Here is a 17,212-nt window from a genome sequence, read left to right as displayed (position 1 = left end):
TCAGACCTTACCCGAGACGTGCTGGAGCCTGAGCCACCATTCCCTTCCACCAACCTTCGATCTGGCGGTACAGCTCTGCTGCCTGCAACACCCGAATCACCAGGCAGCCTCGGTAGTTCTCGCCAACGTTCTTACGCACAGTTTTGGGGTTGTGCTTCTTGATCGTCGTCTTCTGGAACGTGGAGACGTCGACGCCGACCAAGTCTGCCCAATAGTGCTTGGCTCCTTCTACGTCTGCGGTCATGTGGATCATTACGCGGTAGGTCAGGCGCTCGCGTCCTACGCCCAGCATGGCGAGCCAGGCCAGATAGAGCTGGATCACGTCGGGGTCGCTGTTGACAAAGAGGACATTTTCTCGGCGGTCGTAGGGCTTGTCCTTGGAGCCCTCCGCCCAGTAGAGAGCGACGCCCGCCATGAACAAGTCGCGGTCGGACATCTCGCCGATCTGCGCCGCTGCGGCCGCCTTGGTCCGCTGACGCTGCTCGTCCCGCACGGCCAGCTCGTGTTCCCACCTCTTCCGGCACGCCAGCCTCGCCTGCTCCGCAGGGTCACGCCGCTCAGGCTTCGGCAGGTCCCGCACCCACAGCGAGATCGAGCTCTTCGAGCACCCCAGCTCCACCTGGATCTGGTCGTACGTCCAGCCCTGGAGCCGGAGTTCCCTCGCCCTGGCCCTGAGGTCGTCCTTCGCGTTCGGTCGCTTCGTCCACTCGGGTGGCGGCTCGCCTTCCAGGAGCCGGTTGAGGATGTCGTTGTTGTCGACGCGGAGTCGGTCCCGGATCTGGCGTCGGCTGAGTCCCGCCCGCCGCAGCGCGACCGCCTGCTCCCTGAGCCCCTCGAAGTCCGCGTACTTGCCATGGGAATGTGCCATGGACATACCGTCCGGCCGGAATGGAGGGTTCCGGCCTCGAACGGCCCTGGTTCAGCAGTTCGAGGGATACCGGTGGGTTTCGGTGCTGTTCGGTTACGGAGTGTGGTGTAGGCCAGTCGTGGAAATGCGCCGGAAAAGCCGGGGGTCGCGCCCGTAGGCTGGAGGCATGACCACGACGGGGGAAGAGGACGCGACGGCTCGGGGAGGGCCGTGGTGGTGGGCCAGGCGGCGCAGCGCGGTGTTCGACTGGAGCCTGGCGGCGGTGTCTGCCGCGGAGTGCGCGCTGGAGGGGGTTCCGTTCGCGCGGGACGCGGGGATTCCGGTGGCGGCGGGGGTCGTCTTCGGGTTGCTTGCCGGGTCCGTGTTGTTGGTGCGTAGGCAGTGGCCCATCGCGGTGGTGCTGGTGGCGATCGCGATCACGCCGGCGCAGATGGGCTTTCTGATGGGGATCGTCGGGCTGTACACGCTCGCCGCGTCGGAGTTGCCGCGTCGGATCATCGGGTCGCTGGCGGCGATGCAGCTGGTGGGGACGTTGATCGTGACGTTCGTACGGGTGCGGCAGGACATGGTGCGGGGGGATCTGGATCTGGGGGACTGGTTCGTCCCCTTTGCTTCGATCGCCACGTCGCTGGGGCTGATCGCGCCGCCTTTGCTGCTCGGGCTGTACGTGGGGGCGCGGCGGCGGCTCATGGAGAGTCTGCGGGAGCGGGCGGACAGCCTGGAGCGGGAGTTGCAGTTGCTCGCGGAGCGGGCGGAGGAGCGGGCCGAGTGGGCGCGCAACGAGGAGCGGACGCGGATCGCGCGGGAGATGCATGACGTGGTCGCGCATCGGGTGAGTCTGATGGTCGTGCATGCTGCGGCGCTTCAGGCGGTCGCGCGCAAGGATCCGGAGAAGGCGGTGAAGAACGCCGCGCTGGTGGGGGACATGGGGCGGCAGGCGTTGACGGAGTTGCGGGAGATGCTCGGGGTGTTGCGCAGTGGTGAGGGGACGCGGAGTGCGTCGGTGCCGCTGGCGGTGGTGGGGGCGGCTGCTGAGGCTTCCCGGGTGATGGAGGAGGGGGAGGGGCCGTGTCTGTCGGAGTTGGACGAGTTGGTCGGGCAGTCGGCGGCAGCGGGGATGGTCGTGGATCTGTCGGTGGAGGGTGAGGTGCGGGGGTATACGCCGGAGATCGAGCAGACGGCGTACCGGGTGGTGCAGGAGGCGTTGACGAACGTGCACAAGCATGCGGCGGGGGCGAAGACGCATGTGCGGTTGGCGCATCGGGTGGCGGAGATCGCGATGCAGGTGGAGAACGAGCCGCCGCCGGAGGTGGGGTCGGCGTCGTCGGCGCGGTTGCCTTCGGGGGGCAACGGGTTGGTGGGGATGAAGGAGCGGGTGGTGGGCTTGGGCGGGGTGTTCGTGTCGGGGCCGACGGAGGCCGGGGGCTTTCGGGTGTCGGCGGTGATTCCGGCGGCGTGAGGGCCTTGGCGGGCGTTTCGGTGGCTCAGCCGGCGTGAGGGCTTCGGCGGGTGTCTCGGTGGCTCAGCCGGCGGTGAGGCGGACGGGTTCGGTGCCGGAGACGAGGGCGCCGAGGGCGTGATCGATGTCGGCGCCGAGGTACCAGTCGCCGGTGTGGTCGAGGGTGTAGACGCGGCCTTCGGCGTCGATGGCGAGGAGGGCGTGGGTGTCGGTCTCGGTGCCGAGGGGGCTGACGTCGGTGTCGAGGGCGCGGCCGAGGTCGGCGAGGGTGCGGGCGAGGTGGAGGCCGTGGAGGGGGTTGAGGTCGAGGGCGACGGGGGCGACCTGGCGGCCGGGGCCGGTGGGGGTGATGCGCAGGCCGCCGAACTCGGCCCAGGCTTCGACGGCGGCGGGGAAGACGGCGTGGCGGTGGCCGGCGGGTGAGGTGTGTTCGCGGAGGGTGTCGGCCCAGATCTCGGCTTGTTTGATGTGCCAGCGTCCGGGTTGCCAGCCGGCGGCGCGCAGGGCGGCGTCGACGGGTACGGGGAAGCGCGTGGTGGAGGCGCGGTCGGGGTGCATCTGCCCTTCGTTCGTCGAGATCGTGTGGGGCCGGTGGCCTGTCGGGGGTGGGGCCGGTGGCCTGTTGTGGTGCGGTGGTGGGGGTGGGCCGCGGTCGGTCCTCGGCTCGGTCTTGGGGTCGGTCCTCGGCTCGGTCTTCGGGTCGGCCCTCGGCTCGGTCCTCGCGGTCAGTCCTCGGGTGCTGTCGGGTCGACGATGCGGACGCCGAAGTGGGCGCTGAGGGCGGTGCAGGCGCGGCAGGGGGCGGCGAAGCTGCCGTGGAGGGGGTCGCCGTCCTCGCGGATGCGCCGGGCGGTGAGTTTGGCCTGTTTGAGTGCTTTGCGGGCTTCGCCGTTGGTCATGGGCTTGCGGGCGGCGCGTCTGCTGCGGGCGGCGTCGACGGCGGCGAGGTGGCGGGAGATGAGGAGTGCTTCGGCGCAGCGGCCGGTGAAGCGGTCGCGCTCACCGCTGGTGAGGGTGTCGAGGAAGTCCTGGACGAGGGGGTGGAGGGTGGGGGGTTGGTCGCTCCGGGCGGCGGTGCCGGTGAGGGTGGCGCCGCGGACGGAGAGGGCGGCGGCGATGGTGGGGAGTATGCCGTCGCGGCGGTGGCGGAGGGTGGGGGCATGGGGGGTTTCGTCGTGGCTCCAGCCGATGCGGGGGTCGCCGGAGTGGTTGGTGTGCGGTCCCGTTTGCGTGGCGTTCATGATCGTCTTCCCCTCCCGTGCATCCCCCCGGACGTCACAGGGTGCCAAATGGCGAGGCCGGTGGGGAAGCTGGGGCGGTGCGACACGCCCGCTTCGGGGCGTGCTGTCACGGCGGGGTGACGGCAGGTCACGGAAGCGGAGGCCCGGTGACCGGTGTCGTCGTACCGCATAGGCTGTCGGCACCGCCCGGCGCGCGGTTGACGCGCGTTGGAGACCGTTGGAGACAGTCGAATACGGGGCGTGGTGGTCGGAACCGGAAGCGGGACCGGCCCTGCGGTCCGTACAGAGTGCCGCAGGGGGCAACCGCCATGACGACAGGTCGGCTCGGGCAGCAAGCCGCGCCGCCGAACGCGGCCTATGCCGGGCAGGTCGTGCATTTCCCGGATCCGGTCCGGGCCGCACGTCACCCGAGGGGGGTACGGGTTGACGAGCGTGGTTACCCCGACTTCTCGCCGTATGCGCGTGCGGCCGCGGAGATCGCGGAGCCGCCGGAGGGTTTCGGGGTCGACGAGTTGCGGCTGACGGACTATGTGTCGGCGAACGCGGCGTTGGCGGCGTCGGGCCACGAGTTGTGGGACACGGTGGCGAATGTGGCGACTCCGCACGGCTGGACGTGGCATCACGCGGTGGGTTCGCGGCGTCTGGAGCTGGTCCCGGTCGAGGTGAAGGCGTTGCTGCGGCATCACGGTGGTGTCGCGACGGCGGCGGTGGACCAGACCAAGCGGGGGACGCGGCCGTTGCAGGAGACGCGTCCGGCGCATTTCGGGTTGCCGAAGTCGGGCGTGGCGGTGACGGAGCAGCAGGTGCAGGGGGTCGAGGAGGATCTCGGGTACCGGTTGCCGGGCGCGTACCGGTCGTTTCTGAAGGCGGCGGGTGGCTGTGCGCCTGTGGGGGCGGCGCTGGACGCGGAGTTGGGGCTGCTGGTGGATCAGCCGTTCTTCACGGTGCGGGACGAGGCGGCCGTCAACGACCTGGTGTACGTCAACAAGTGTCTGCGTGACCATCTGACCAAGGACTATCTGGGTGTCGGTTTCGTGCAGGGTGGTCTGCTGGCCGTGAAGGTGAAGGGTGACCGGATCGGTTCGGTGTGGTTCTGCGCGTACGACGACGCGCGGGACGTCGATCCGGCGTGGTCCCCGGCCGAGCGGACGGAGCGGCTGCTGCTGCCGTGCGGTGAGGATTTCGACGTGTTCCTGTCGCGGCTGGCGGGCCGGCCGCCGGAGTTGGAGACGGTGGCGAATCTGATGGTGGACGGCGGGTTCGCGCGGGCCGCTTCCGTATCGTCCGTGGGCGTGGGGGAGTGATCGGGCGATGGTGACGTTCGCACAGGCGCAGGAGCGCGGGGAAGAGTGGATCAACGGGGATGTCCCGGCGTACCAGCATCGTGAGGTGCGGGTGCGGGAGTTCGGGCTGGGCTTCGTGGTCTGGGCGGAGGACCGTGCGGAGGGGCCGCGCTCGGACGGGGGTGAGCAGCGGCTGGTGCTCGCCCGGGACAGTGGGGAGGCCTCGCTGTGGCCGTCGCTGCCGGTGGGTGAGGTGATCCGCCGGTACGAGGAGGAGTACGGCCGTCCGGAGGGCGAGGCCGCGCAGTCCGCGCCGGCGCCTGCGGCCCGGGTGGATCTGAACCAGACGTCGTTCCTACTGTCGCCGCCGGAGTGGTTGCAGGAGGCGGCGGACAAGTTGGGGATCGGGGAGCAGCGGGCGGCGGGTTCTTCCGGGGGTGCGTCTGCGGGGCCGGGTTCGTCTGTCGGTTCCGGTTCCGGTTCGGGCTCGGCCGCGGGTGTGGGTGCGGGTGTCGGGTCGGGTTCGGGTGCGGCTGTGGGTGGAACGGCCGGTGGGCCGGGCGGTGGGCCGGCTGGTTCCGGTGGGGTGGTGACGCCCGATCCGTCGTTGCCTCAGACGCACGCCGGGGTGCCGGTGGACGCGAGTTCCGGGGCGGCCGCCACGCCCGTCGGGGCGACGCCCTGGACGGGCACGGACACCAACGCCGACGCCGGCGAGGATCGTTCGGTCCCTCTTCCCGCGACCGTGTTCGCGCCGCCGCTGAGCGGCTCCGACGACGACGCGCCGCCCTCCGTCCTGCCCGACGCCAAGACGGCGCTCATGTCGGGCGGCAGCCAGCTCCCGCCGACGGCGGTCGCACCGGCGCTCGACGACCCGAACACGCCGGCTGGTGCGCCGGGTGCGCAGGGCGCGGGCGTGCCGTCCGCGCCGGGGAACACGCCCCCTCCGCCGCCCGGCCCGGGCGCGCCCTCGTACGGCTACCCGCAGGGCCCGGGTGCGCCGGGCGGCCCTCAGGGCAACACGCCGCCGCCTCCGCCGGGTGCGCAGTCGTACGGGTATCCCCAGGGGCCCGGTGCTCCGGCTCCGGGTGCGCCGGGGGCGGGCGCGCCACAGGCTCCGGGCGCCCCGGGTGTGCCTGGTGCGCCGGGCGCGCCTGGTGTTCCGGGCGCTCCCGCGCGGCCGCTCGCGCCGAACGCCGGTGACATCGCCGACGCCGCGACCAGCAAGGCGGCGCCGCCTCCACGTCGCGGGCGCGGTGGTGGGGCGACTCCGCCGCCCCCGCCGAGTGCGCCGGGCACGCCGGGCGCGCGGCCCGGCAACACGCCGCCGCCTCCGCCCTCCTCCGGTCCGGGCGCCCCCGGTACTCCGGCGGGTGGGTACGTGCCGACGCAGTTCGTGTCGGCGCTCGGCCCTGACGGGCCGGGTGTCCCGGGCGCACCAGGTACCCCGGGCGCCCCGGGTGCGTCGAATGCGCCTGGCGCGCCGGGTGTCCCAGGCGCTCCCGGCGTTCCGGACGCGCCCGTCGCGCCGAACAGCCCCGGAGGCACGCCCCCGGGTGGGGTTCACCATGCCGCCACGATGCTGGCCGACCCCGGCCGGATGGGCGCGGGGGGCGGCGTGCCGCAGCCTCCGGGCGCCCCGGGTGTGCCGAACACGCCTGGCTCGCCCGGTGCGCCTGGCGCCCCCAGCGCACCGGGCCCTTCGGGCGCCCCCAACATCCCGGGTGCTCCCGGCGCACCCCAGCCCCCGAGCGCCCCTGGTACGCCTGGCGCCCCGGGCGGGCACGGTGCTGCCGGTGGTGGGCAAGGGGCCGTTCACCACGCGGAGACGATGCTGGCCGCGCCCCCGTCGGGCGGCCCCGGCGCGCCCCCGCCGCCGCACGCCCCCGGCGTACCTGGTGTCCCGGGCGCTCCGGGGATGCCTCCGGGTGCCCCGCAGCCGATGCCGCCGGGTGCGCCGGTGCCGGGGCAGCCGCCGGCGTACGGGTATCCGCAGCAGGGGCAGCCGACGGTCGGCCCGGGCTATCAGGCCGTGTTGCGCTACCGCGCGCAGGACGGGTCGGAGCAGCAGCTGATCCGGCGTTCGGCGCCGGGGACGCCGCATCCGGAGTGGCAGATCTTCCACGAGCTGCGCGCCATGAACGTGCCGCCGGACCAGGTGCTGGAGCTGCACACGGAGTTGGAGTCGTGTGAGCTGCCGGGTGCGTACTGTGCGCGGATGATCCGGGAGCAGTGGCCGCAGGCGCGGATCACGAGTATCGCGCCGTACGGGACGGATCACGCGAGCCGGCAGCAGGGGATGCGGCAGTTGCTCGCGCACCAGGGCGAGTTGCATCAGGTGGCCGACGGCCCGGCGCGCCCCGCGCCGGTGCGTGCGCCGTTGCCGCCGGTGCAGCCTGCGCCGCCGGTTCCGCCGGAAGCGATCGCGCAGGAGCTGGGGGCGGCGTTCGGGCCGGGCGTGTTCCGGTTCGAGCAGGCGGCGGTGTCCCGGCAGGGTGTGCCGCCGGTCGTGGCGCACACGCTGGTGGTGGCGGGTCTGCCGATGGACATGGGTCCGTTCTTCTGGGCGCAGGCCCAGCCGGGGCGGCCCGTGCCGACGCTGGCGGAGCTGGCGGCGGAGCGGGGTGTGCAGCCGGCCCCGGACGCGGGCTCGTACCTCGTCATGGGCAGCGACTTCGGCAAGGCGATCTGTGTGCAGTACGGGACGGCGAACATCGTCGCGGTACCCGTGGAGGCGGGGCCGGGCGGGGCGCCCGTGCCGCCGCAGTTCGTGAACACCGGGCTGCCGGAGTTCGCGCGCTGCCTGGCGCTGCTCGGGCGGATGTGGCGGCTGCGGTTCGGCCTGAACCAGGAGCAGGCGGGCCGCTGGACCGTCGACTTCCAGGCCCAGCTGGCCTCGCTCGACCCGGCGGCGCTCGGTTCGCCGGACAGCTGGTGGTCGGTGCTGCTGGAGCAGATGTGGGACGGGCTGCTGTGAGGCGTACGCCTCGCTGACACCCTGTGTGTCGAGGGCCGGGCCGGGTCGTATGACCGGGCCCGGTCCTTTTGTGTACGGGATTGCCTGTGGCTGGCCTACGCGCGGAGTGTCGCGTTATGAACACTTAAGCCTGATACATCAAGATATGACCGAAATCATCATTTCGCGTCCGTCCGGTGCAGAGGGGCTACAGAATGAGCAGCGCAAAGGTGTCACCGCTGGGGTTCGTGACCGTTCGCGGGCGCGGCTACCGGCCCAAAGAGGTCGAGGCGTACACCGCCGCGCTCACCACCGAACGCGACGCCGCCTGGGAACGGGTCGCACGGCTCACCGTGCTCGCCCAGGAGATGGTGGTGGAGGCCAAGCAGTTGCGTGAGTCTGCGACGGGGCTCGAGCCGCAGACGTACGACACTCTCGGGGAGCGCGCGCGGCGCATTTTCCAGCTCGCCCAGGAGGAGGCGGCCGAGCTGCGCGAACGCGCCCGGCGTGAAGCGGACGAGCATGTCGCGCAGGCCGAGGCGCACGCCGTCGCCATGCGCCAGGCGGCGCAGAAACAGGCGGACGAGGTCCGCGCGGAGGCCAAGGAACACGTCCGTCGGCGGCTGCTCGCCGCGCGCGCCGAGGCGCACGGCATCCGAGTCAGCGCCCGGCGCAAGGTGAAGGAGTTCCGCACCGAGGCGCTCACGGCGCTGCGCGAGGTGCGGCACGGCACCGCCGGCCTGCTCGTCGAACCGAAGAAGGAGTACGCCGAGCGGTTGGCCGCGCTGGAGCGTGAGACCGCCGAACGGGCCGCCGCCCTCGACGCGCAGCATGCCCGGGCGATGGCCCGCGCCGAGGAGGCCCTGGCCGAGGCGCAGCGGGACTTGGCCGAGGCGGAGGAGGCGTCCCGCCGGCGGGAGGAGGAGGCACGCGCACGTGCCTCCTCGCTTCTCGCCGAGGCCCGCCTCCGGGAGGAGCGCATCGCCCGGGAGACGGAACGGGTGCTGCGTGAGCACAGCGAGCGGAGCAACGACGTCCAGGCGCACATGGACTCCGTGAGCGACAGTCTGAGAGCGCTCACGGGGCGTGTGGTGGAGTCGTCGGGCCGTCCGCTCCTCGACCAGGTGGAGTCGTCGGTCCGTCCGCTCCTCGACCAGGTGGAGTAGTCCGTCCGTCGCCTTCCCCGCTCGCCCGCGTCAGCTTCCCCTCCGTACTGCTCCCGCCAGGATCCATCCCTCCACCGCTTCGTACTGACGCCGCTGCTCCTGGGCCTTGTTCCGGCCCGAGGCGACCGTCCCCAGCCAGCCGAGGGCGAAGCCGAGGGGGATGGTGACCAGGCCCGTCGTGGTGAACGGGAACCAGTTGAAGTCGGCGTCGGGGAAGGCGGCCGCGGGCGAGCCGGAGACCAGGTTGGTGCCCGGCATCAGCAGGAGCACGGTCAGGGTGCCGCCGATGAGGGTGCTCAGCAGGCCCGTTCGGGTGTAGCGGCGCCAGAAGAGGCTGTAGACGAGGGCGGGGGCCAGGGCCGAGGCGCCCAGGCAGAAGGAGAGGGTGACCAGCGGCTGGAGGCTGCGGTGCTGGACCTGGGCGGCCAGCAGGATCGTCGGCACGCCGACGGCCAGCGCGGACAGGCGGGCCAGCAGCATCTCGCGGCGCGGGGACGTCTCACGCGCGCGTGCGGCGAAGACGTCGTGGGCGAGGGAGTTGGCGCAGGCGAGGATCATGCCGGCGACCGAGGCGAGGACGGTGAGGAAGATCGCTGTCGTGACGGTGGTGAACAGCAGCGTCTCCGCCGTGGACACGTCCTGGCCGAAGGCGGCCCGGGAGCCCAGCAGGTAGGCGGTGTTGCCCTGCGGGTCGGCCCGGGCGATCGCCGCGCGGCCGATCAGGGCCGTCGCGCCGCATCCGACGACCGTGATGACCAGCACGAACAGGGCCACGCCCGACACCGCCCAGGACATCGAGCGGCGGACCTGGCGGGCGGAGGAGGCGGTGTTCATGCGCATGGTGATGTGGGGCAGGCAGGCGCCGCCGAGCACGACCGCGAGCTGGGAGCTGATCATGTCGAGGCCGGGGTACGGGCCGGTGGAGAACTGCAGGCCGGAGCGGAGGAAGGCGTCGCCGATCCCGCTGCCCGCGGCCGCCGCGTCGAACAGGGCGCCCGGGTTCCAGTCGAAGCGGTGCAGGACGAGGACGGCGACCACGGCGCCGGAGCCGAGCAGCATGACGATCTTCAGGATCTGGATGAGGGCGGTGCCCTTCATGCCGCCGATCGCCGCGTAGGTGATCATCAGGACGCCCATGCCGACCATGCAGGCCGTCTTCACCGACTCGCCGGAGAATCCCAGGAGGAACGCGAGGAGCTGGCCGCTTCCGGCGAGCTGGACCAGCATCATCGGCAGCAGCGCGGCGATCGTGACCGCGCACGCCGTGATGCGTACCGCGCGCCCGGGCATGCGCCGGGCGAGGGCGTCGCCCATGGTGAACCGGCCCGCGTTGCGCAGGGGTTCGGCCAGCAGGAACATCAGCAGCATCAGTGACAGGGCTGTGCTGAGGGCGAGGACGACACCGTCGTAGCCGTACAGGGCGATCACGCCGCCGGTGCCCAGGACGGTGGCCGCGGAGATGTAGTCGCCGGCGATGGCCAGGCCGTTGCGCAGGGGGGACAGGGAGCGGTAGCCGGTGTAGAACTCGTCGAGGTCGTCGCGGTCGGGGCCGGTCATCACGCACAGCAGCAGGGTGATGGTGACGACCGCGGTGAACGCCACGAGGGACATCGTCTGTGCGTCGCCGCTGAGTTCGGTGATGCTGCCGGCTGCCTGCCGTATGCCGTCGAACTCGTCACTCGAGCCCGGCGTCGCGTTCGTCGTCGTGTCCGTCATCGCGTCGTCCCCTCGTGCCGGGCGGTGCGCCTGGCGTCGAGTTCGGCCTGTTTGCGGATGCGGTGCGCGAGCGGGTCGACGTGGCGGCGGGCGGTGTGCTCGTAGAGGGCGATCGCCAGCCAGGTGACGGGGAGTTGGAGCAGGGCGAGCAGCAGGCCGGCGGGGAGTCCGGCGACGCTGCTGGTCATCAGGGAGGGCGCGAAGGCGGACAGGACGAGGAAGAGGACGAAGTAGCCGAGCGCGGTGAGCGTGGCGACGCGTCGCTGCCGGCGGTAGGCGCCGCGCAGGATCCGCAGGTCGCTGTGGTGGCCGGATGGCGCGTGGTGGGCGGGTCGCGGGCGGGCGGGCTCGGGTGCCGCGGGTGGCGGCTGCCAGGGATGGGTCGGGTGGTGCGGGAACGGGCCGTGGGACATCCCGGCTCCTTGCGTGGCTCGGGTCCGTGGCGGCGGACCGCAGGGAGGTGGGGGGTGCGAGTCACGCACGCTACCGGTGAGTAGGGGTTTAGGCGAGGGTTTGGACGAACTGATCGGTCGGTATGCGCTTGCTATGGCGCGTGGGCCGCTGACCTGGGGTGTTACCCGCGTTAACTCAGTCCTTCAGGACGGGGAAGCGGCGCGGCGCCAGAAGGAGCAGTACCAGGAAGGCCAGCGCGGCGGCGCAGGACGCGCCCAGGTAGACGGCGTGCACGGCGTCCGCGACGGCGCGCCGGGTCGCTTCGTGCGCCGGTCCGGCGTCGAGGGCGCGTGTGACGGAGTCCAGGTCGCCCGCGCCGCCGAGACGGGCGGCCAGGACACCGTTGGCGACGGCGCCGAAGACGGCGGCGCCGGCGGTCTGGCCCGTCTGGCGGCAGAAGAGGACGGAGGCCGTCGTGGTGCCGCGCTCCGACCAGCCGACCGTCGACTGCACGCCGACGATCAGCGGCAGTTGGAACAGGCCGAGTGCGGCGCCGAGCAGCAGCATCAGCACGGTCGGCTGCCAGGCCTGCCCGGGATACGGCAGGAGAGGGAAGGCCAGCAGGATCAGCGTGGCCGTGCCGATGCCGAGCAGGGCGGTGTCGCGGAAGCCGATCCTCCGGTAGACGTGCTGGCTCAGGGCGGCCGACAGCGGCCAGCTCAGCGTCCACACGGACAGCACGAATCCGGCGGTCACCGGGTCCAGTTCCAGCACCGACTGGGCGTACGTCGGCAGGAACACCGTGGGGGCCACCATCAGCAGACCCAGCGCGCCCAGGGCGAGGTTGACCGCCGCGATCGTACGGCGGCGCCACACCCAGCCCGGGATGATCGGCTCGGCGGCCCGGCGTTCGATGACGACGACGAGCGCGGCCAGGGCGAGGCCGGCGCCGAACAGGCCGAGCGACGGCGCCGACAGCCACGGCCAGGCCACCCCGCCCTGCACCAGCGCGGTCAGCAGTACGCCGCCGCACGCGAACACCGTCAGCGCGCCCGCCCAGTCGACACGCGCGCGTGCGGGCGACGTCCGATCCGGCTCCTGCCCCGACCGCGGCGCCGGCGCGCGCGCCGGCGCGCCCTCCCGGTCTGGCGCGCCCTCCCGGTCTGGCGCGCCCTCCCGGTCTGGCGCGCCCTCCCGGTCCGGCGCGCCCTCCTGGTCCGGCGCGCGCTCCCGGTCCGGCGCGCGCTCCTGCTCCCGCGCCGACCCCCGTGCCGGTTCGTGCAGATGACGCACGATCAGCCACAACGCCACCGCGCCGATGGGCAGGTTGACCAGGAAGATCCAGCGCCAGTCCGCGTACTCCGCCAGCAGGCCGCCCACGCCAGGACCCGCGACCGCGGACACCGCCCACACCGTGGACAGCTTCGACTGGATCTTCGGGCGCTCCTCGAGCGGGTACAGGTCCGCGGCGAGCGTCTGCACCGTGCCCTGCAACGCCCCGCCGCCCAGGCCCTGCACGATGCGGAACGCGATCAGTGCGCCCATGTTCCAGGCGAGGGCGCACAGCAGCGAGCCGAGCAGGAACAGGGACGCGCCGGCCACCAGCACCGGCTTGCGGCCGAAGGTGTCGGAGAGCTTGCCGTAGACGGGCAGGGTGACCGTCACGGCGAGCAGATAGCCGGAGAACAGCCAGGAGAAGACGGAGAACCCACCGAGGTCGCCGACGATCTGAGGGACCGCCGTGGAGACGACGGTGGAGTCGAGGGCGGCCAGCGCCATGGAGAGCATGAGCGCGGCGACGACCGCTCCCCGCTTCCCGGTGGCCGTGCGCTGTGCGGCGTGTCGTGTCGCGGGTTGCGTGTCCCCCACCGGATGCCCCCTGTGTCTCCCGTGCCCCTTGCAGCTATCTGCTGCCCACAGCTTCCCACTTGACCTTGACGCGACGGGAGGGTGAAGCCTGAAAGGGCCGGAGGGTGGAGCCGCAGGGTGGACCCGACCCCGAGGAGCACTCCACCCGTCGGTGGACGGCCCCTAGGGGTACCTCCGTACTACGGCTGGGGGAGGGTTCGTACCGCCGGAGGACGAGACGGGCGGGTGGCCGTCCTTAACCTGGCTTTACGCCGCTGGGGGCGGGCCACCCCCACGGTCGGGGGGTGGGGTTAACCCCCGGGAAAGACGGGCCCGAGCACCAGCGCGCCGGACCCCTTTCCGCCGACAGACTCTTCGACGTAGCACTTCGCAGGACCTGGCAGGGCCCGGCGGACCCCGCAGCACCTCGCAGGACTCATCACGTACCGACGCGGCACTTCGCGCGTCTCATTCACTTCCGACATAGGAGACATACCGTGACTTCGGCTGTGACCATTCCCAGGCACGGGGGCACTGGAGGGCGTACGGCCGTTGCCGCGCGGGCGCGGCAGGTCGTCAAGGCGTACGGGTCCGGGGAGACCCGGGTCGTCGCCCTGGACCACGTCGACGTGGACATCGCCCGCGGTCAGTTCACCGCGATCATGGGCCCGTCGGGGTCCGGCAAGTCCACGCTGATGCACTGCCTCGCCGGTCTCGACACCGTGACCAGCGGTCAGATCCACCTGGACGAGACCGAGATCACCGGGCTGAAGGACAAGAAGCTCACGCAGCTGCGCCGGGACCGGATCGGGTTCATCTTCCAGGCCTTCAACCTGCTGCCCACGCTGAACGCGATCGAGAACATCACCCTGCCCATGGACATCGCCGGCCGGAAGCCGGACAAGGCGTGGCTGGACCAGGTCGTGGAGACCGTCGGCCTCGCCGGGCGGCTCAAGCACCGGCCGACCCAGCTCTCGGGCGGCCAGCAGCAGCGCGTGGCCGTGGCGCGCGCCCTCGCCGCGCGCCCCGAGATCATCTTCGGTGACGAGCCGACCGGAAACCTCGACTCGCGCGCGGGCGCCGAGGTGCTGGGCTTCCTGCGCCGTTCCGTGGACGAGCTGGGCCAGACGATCGTGATGGTCACCCACGACCCGGTCGCGGCCTCGTACGCGGACCGGGTGCTGTACCTGGCCGACGGCAGGATCGTCGACGAGATGTACAAGCCGACCGCCGACACCGTCCTGGACCGCATGAAGGACTTCGACGCGCGGGGGCGTACGTCATGACCGTGATGAAGACCTCGATGCGCAACTTCTTCGCGCACAAGGGACGCATGGCCCTGTCGGCCGTGGCGGTCCTGCTGTCGGTGGCCTTTGTGACAGGCACCCTTGTCTTCACCGACACCATGAACACCACCTTCGACAAGCTGTTCGCGGCCACCTCCTCCGATGTGACGGTGAGCGCGAAGGGTGCCTCGGACACCGGTGAGACGACCTCCGGCAACGGCAAGCCGCCGGTCATGCCGGCCGCCGTGCTCGCCAAGGTCCGTGAGGCGGACGGCGTGAAGTCGGCGGAGGGGACCGTCTTCTCGACCTCGGTGACCGTCGTCGACGCCGACAAGGACAACCTGTCGCCCTCCAGCGGCGCCCCGACCATCGTCGGAAGCTGGAACGCCAACGAGGCCCGCACCATGAAGGTCACCGAAGGCGCCGCGCCCAAGGGCTCCGGCCAGGTCATGGTCGACGCGGACACCGCCGACAAGCACCACCTGAAGCTCGGCGACGAGATCGGCGTGATCACCGCGGTCGGCACGCACACCGCGAAGATCTCCGGCATCGCCGCCTTCCAGGTCACCAACCCCGGCGCGGCGATCTTCTACCTGGACACGAGGACCGCGCAGGAGACCCTGGTCGGCGAGTCGAACGTCTATACGAACGTCAACGTCACGGCCGCGGCCGGGGTGTCCGACGCGCAGCTGAAGAAGAACGTCGCGGCCGCGGTCGGCGGTGACTACAAGGTGCAGACCGCGAAGGAGACCGCCGACGCCAACCGGAAGGACGTCGGGGAGTTCCTGAACGTCATGAAGTACGCGATGCTCGGCTTCGCCGGGATCGCCTTCCTCGTCGGCATCTTCCTGATCATCAACACGTTCTCGATGCTGGTCGCGCAGCGCACCCGTGAGATCGGCCTGATGCGGGCCATCGGCTCCAGCCGCCGGCAGGTCAACCGTTCCGTCCTGGCCGAGGCGCTGCTGCTCGGTGTCGTCGGCTCGATCCTCGGCGTCGGCGCGGGCGTCGGCATCGCCGTCGGCCTGATGAAGCTCATGGGCATGACTGGCATGAACCTGTCCACCGACGACCTGACGGTCGCCTGGACGACCCCGGTCATCGGCATGATCCTCGGCGTGGTCGTCACCGTCCTCGCCGCCTACCTGCCCGCCCGCCGCGCCGGCAAGGTCTCCCCGATGGCCGCCCTGCGCGACGTCGGCGCCCCCGCCGACGCCAAGGCGGGTGTCGTACGGGCCGTGCTCGGCCTGCTCCTCACCGGCGCCGGCGGCTGCGGCCTCTACCTGGCCGCCGCAGCGGACAAGGCGAAGGAGGGCTCGCTCTGGCTCGGCCTGGGCGTGGTGCTCACCCTCATCGGCTTCGTGGTGATCGGCCCGCTGCTGGCGAGCGGCGTGGTCCGCGTCCTGGGCGCGGTCCTGCTGCGGGCCTTCGGCCCGGTCGGTCGGATGGCGGAGCGAAACGCCCTGCGCAACCCGCGCCGTACCGGCGCCACCGGCGCCGCCCTCATGATCGGCCTCGCGCTGGTCGCCTGCCTGTCGGTGGTCGGCTCCTCCATGGTCGCCTCGGCGACGGACCAGCTCGACAAGTCCGTCGGCACGGACTTCATCATCCAGAGCGACACGGGCCAGCAGATCACCCCGCAGGCCGTACAAGCCGTGAAGTCCACGCCGGGTATGGAGCGCGTCACGGAGTACAAGGTCCTGGACGCCGACATCAGGACTCCCGACGGCAAGACGTCGGCGAAGGAGACCATCAACGCGGCCGACCCGACGTACGCGACGGACCTGCGCACCGAGACGGTGGCCGGCAACCTCGCGGACGCCTACCGGCCCGACTCGATGTCCGTCTTCGAGGGCTTCGCCAAGGAGCACGGCATCAAGCTCGGCTCGAAGGTCGACGTCGACTTCAAGGACGGCACGACGGCGACGCTCACGGTCCGCGCGATCACCAGTGACGACGTGGTGATCGACAAGGGCGCGATGTACGCGTCGATCGCGACGGCGGCGAAGTACGTCCCGGCCGACAGGATGCCGCTCGACCAGCTGGTCTTCGCCACGGCGAAGGAAGGCCAGCAGGACGCCGCCTACACGGCGCTGAAGTCCGCGCTGCACGACTATCCGCAGTACACCGTCCGCGACCAGACCGACTACAAGCAGGCCCTCAAGGACCAGATCGGCCAGCTGCTGAACCTGATCTACGGCCTCCTGGCGCTCGCGATCGTCGTCGCCGTCCTCGGCGTCGTCAACACCCTCGCCCTGTCGGTGGTGGAGCGCACGAGGGAGATCGGCCTGATGCGCGCGATCGGCCTCTCGCGCCGCCAGCTGCGCCGCATGATCCGCATGGAGTCGGTCGTCATCGCCCTCTTCGGCGCCCTCCTCGGCCTCGGCCTGGGCATGGGCTGGGGCGCGACGGCCCAGCAACTCCTCGCCCTGGAGGGCCTGAAAGTCCTCGACATCCCGTGGCCGACCATCATCGGCGTCTTCATCGCCTCGGCCTTCGTGGGCCTGTTCGCCGCGCTGATCCCGGCGTTCCGGGCGGGCCGCATGAACGTACTGAACGCGATCGCGACGGACTAGCCACCGCGCACGGGGGGAGCCCGGCGCCGAGGAGTCACGGGGGACTCTTCGGCGCCGGGTTTCTTGTACGGGGCTCACCTCGTCCGGCACCGGGGCCGAGACCCCGCGCAGTCCCGCTCGAGGGGGCTCCGCCCCCTGGACTTCCGGGCCTGTGCCCGCCGCCACCCGACTCGGTCGGTCGACAGGCGGGGTCGGGCGTTTCAGCGCGTCCGGCGTCGGAGGCCGAGACCCCTTGCCGTCCCGCCCCAGGGGCTCCGCCCCTTGGACCCCCGGGCCTGTGCCCACCCACAGCCCGACGCGGCCGGCTGAGAGGCCGGCCCCACGCTCACCCTGGTCAGGGTCGCCTCGACCGCGCCGACACCGCCCGGCCGGCGGTGTCCGGCGAGCGCCGATCAGGGTGATCCAGCCCGTCCGGCGTTG

12 protein-coding genes are annotated in these 17,212 nt (G+C 71.9%); 6 read left to right on the top strand and 6 right to left on the bottom strand.

What is annotated here, in order from left to right:
• Nucleotides 1-7 precede the first annotated feature (7 nt).
• A complete protein-coding gene (locus IE263_RS10080) occupies nucleotides 8-868 on the bottom strand; it encodes a helix-turn-helix domain-containing protein (RefSeq protein ID WP_189934570.1) in 861 nt (286 codons plus the stop codon).
• Nucleotides 869-1,034: 166 nt separating this feature from the next.
• On the opposite strand from IE263_RS10080, the gene IE263_RS10075 reads away from it, so the two are divergent.
• A complete protein-coding gene (locus IE263_RS10075) occupies nucleotides 1,035-2,327 on the top strand; it encodes a sensor histidine kinase (RefSeq protein WP_189934568.1) in 1,293 nt (430 codons plus the stop codon).
• 63 nt (nucleotides 2,328-2,390) lie between these two features.
• Here IE263_RS10075 and IE263_RS10070 read toward each other — a convergent pair whose 3' ends face one another.
• Both IE263_RS10070 and IE263_RS10065 read right to left on the bottom strand, forming a co-directional pair.
• Complete coding sequence (locus tag IE263_RS10070; protein WP_189934566.1) at nucleotides 2,391-2,885, bottom strand: SUKH-3 domain-containing protein; 495 nt, start codon at nucleotides 2,883-2,885, stop codon at nucleotides 2,391-2,393.
• A 167-nt stretch (nucleotides 2,886-3,052) separates the two neighbouring features.
• On the bottom strand, nucleotides 3,053-3,568 hold the full coding sequence (locus tag IE263_RS10065) for a YwqJ-related putative deaminase (RefSeq protein WP_189934564.1): 516 nt from the start codon (nucleotides 3,566-3,568) through the stop codon (nucleotides 3,053-3,055).
• 308 nt (nucleotides 3,569-3,876) lie between these two features.
• Between IE263_RS10065 and IE263_RS10060 the strand changes: the two genes are divergently transcribed.
• The 3 genes from IE263_RS10060 (at nucleotide 3,877) to IE263_RS10050 (ending at nucleotide 8,973) form a co-directional block, all read left to right on the top strand.
• Entirely contained in the window at nucleotides 3,877-4,872 is a 996-nt protein-coding gene (locus IE263_RS10060) for an SMI1/KNR4 family protein (RefSeq protein WP_189935324.1), read from the top strand.
• 7 nt (nucleotides 4,873-4,879) lie between these two features.
• Nucleotides 4,880-7,828 (top strand): SUKH-4 family immunity protein, encoded by a 2,949-nt coding sequence (locus IE263_RS10055; RefSeq protein ID WP_189934562.1) that lies wholly within the window; start codon nucleotides 4,880-4,882, stop codon nucleotides 7,826-7,828.
• Nucleotides 7,829-8,022: 194 nt separating this feature from the next.
• Complete coding sequence (locus tag IE263_RS10050) at nucleotides 8,023-8,973, top strand: DivIVA domain-containing protein (RefSeq protein WP_229910882.1); 951 nt, start codon at nucleotides 8,023-8,025, stop codon at nucleotides 8,971-8,973.
• A 30-nt stretch (nucleotides 8,974-9,003) separates the two neighbouring features.
• On the opposite strand, the gene IE263_RS10045 is transcribed toward IE263_RS10050, so the two are convergent.
• The 3 genes from IE263_RS10045 to IE263_RS48350 form a co-directional block, all read right to left on the bottom strand.
• Nucleotides 9,004-10,584, bottom strand: a complete 1,581-nt coding sequence (locus tag IE263_RS10045; RefSeq protein ID WP_229910928.1) for a sodium/solute symporter — start codon at nucleotides 10,582-10,584, stop codon at nucleotides 9,004-9,006.
• Between the two features lie 101 nt (nucleotides 10,585-10,685).
• Nucleotides 10,686-11,102 (bottom strand): DUF485 domain-containing protein, encoded by a 417-nt coding sequence (locus IE263_RS10040; protein WP_189934558.1) that lies wholly within the window; start codon nucleotides 11,100-11,102, stop codon nucleotides 10,686-10,688.
• 175 nt (nucleotides 11,103-11,277) lie between these two features.
• On the bottom strand, nucleotides 11,278-12,951 hold the full coding sequence (locus IE263_RS48350) for an MFS transporter (RefSeq protein WP_229910881.1): 1,674 nt from the start codon (nucleotides 12,949-12,951) through the stop codon (nucleotides 11,278-11,280).
• A 476-nt stretch (nucleotides 12,952-13,427) separates the two neighbouring features.
• On the opposite strand from IE263_RS48350, the gene IE263_RS10025 reads away from it, so the two are divergent.
• Together IE263_RS10025 and IE263_RS10020 are read left to right on the top strand one after the other, a co-directional pair.
• Nucleotides 13,428-14,216: an ABC transporter ATP-binding protein gene (locus tag IE263_RS10025; protein WP_189934556.1), complete on the top strand. Its 789-nt coding sequence runs from the start codon at nucleotides 13,428-13,430 to the stop codon at nucleotides 14,214-14,216.
• On the top strand, nucleotides 14,213-16,792 hold the full coding sequence (locus tag IE263_RS10020) for an ABC transporter permease (protein WP_189934554.1): 2,580 nt from the start codon (nucleotides 14,213-14,215) through the stop codon (nucleotides 16,790-16,792). Before IE263_RS10025 ends, IE263_RS10020 begins: the two co-directional genes overlap by 4 nt.
• Nucleotides 16,793-17,212: the final 420 nt, after the last annotated feature.

The sequence above is a fragment of the Streptomyces aurantiogriseus genome (assembly GCF_014649375.1).
Taxonomy (GTDB): Bacteria; Actinomycetota; Actinomycetes; order Streptomycetales; family Streptomycetaceae; genus Streptomyces; species Streptomyces aurantiogriseus.
The sequence above is the reverse complement of the archived record's forward strand: the minus strand, read 5'-3'. Positions and strand labels throughout refer to the sequence as shown.

Excerpts from the sequence above, each read along its gene's own strand:
- IE263_RS10080 (WP_189934570.1), bottom strand. The coding sequence starts at position 868 with ATGGCACATTCCCATGGCAAGTACGCGGACTTCGAGGGGCTCAGGGAG.
- IE263_RS10075 (WP_189934568.1), top strand. The coding sequence starts at position 1,035 with ATGACCACGACGGGGGAAGAGGACGCGACGGCTCGGGGAGGGCCGTGG.
- IE263_RS10070 (WP_189934566.1), bottom strand. The coding sequence starts at position 2,885 with ATGCACCCCGACCGCGCCTCCACCACGCGCTTCCCCGTACCCGTCGAC.
- IE263_RS10065 (WP_189934564.1), bottom strand. The coding sequence starts at position 3,568 with ATGAACGCCACGCAAACGGGACCGCACACCAACCACTCCGGCGACCCC.
- IE263_RS10060 (WP_189935324.1), top strand. The coding sequence starts at position 3,877 with ATGACGACAGGTCGGCTCGGGCAGCAAGCCGCGCCGCCGAACGCGGCC.
- IE263_RS10055 (WP_189934562.1), top strand. The coding sequence starts at position 4,880 with ATGGTGACGTTCGCACAGGCGCAGGAGCGCGGGGAAGAGTGGATCAAC.
- IE263_RS10050 (WP_229910882.1), top strand. The coding sequence starts at position 8,023 with ATGAGCAGCGCAAAGGTGTCACCGCTGGGGTTCGTGACCGTTCGCGGG.
- IE263_RS10045 (WP_229910928.1), bottom strand. The coding sequence starts at position 10,584 with ATGTCCCTCGTGGCGTTCACCGCGGTCGTCACCATCACCCTGCTGCTG.
- IE263_RS10040 (WP_189934558.1), bottom strand. The coding sequence starts at position 11,102 with ATGTCCCACGGCCCGTTCCCGCACCACCCGACCCATCCCTGGCAGCCG.
- IE263_RS10020 (WP_189934554.1), top strand. The coding sequence starts at position 14,213 with ATGACCGTGATGAAGACCTCGATGCGCAACTTCTTCGCGCACAAGGGA.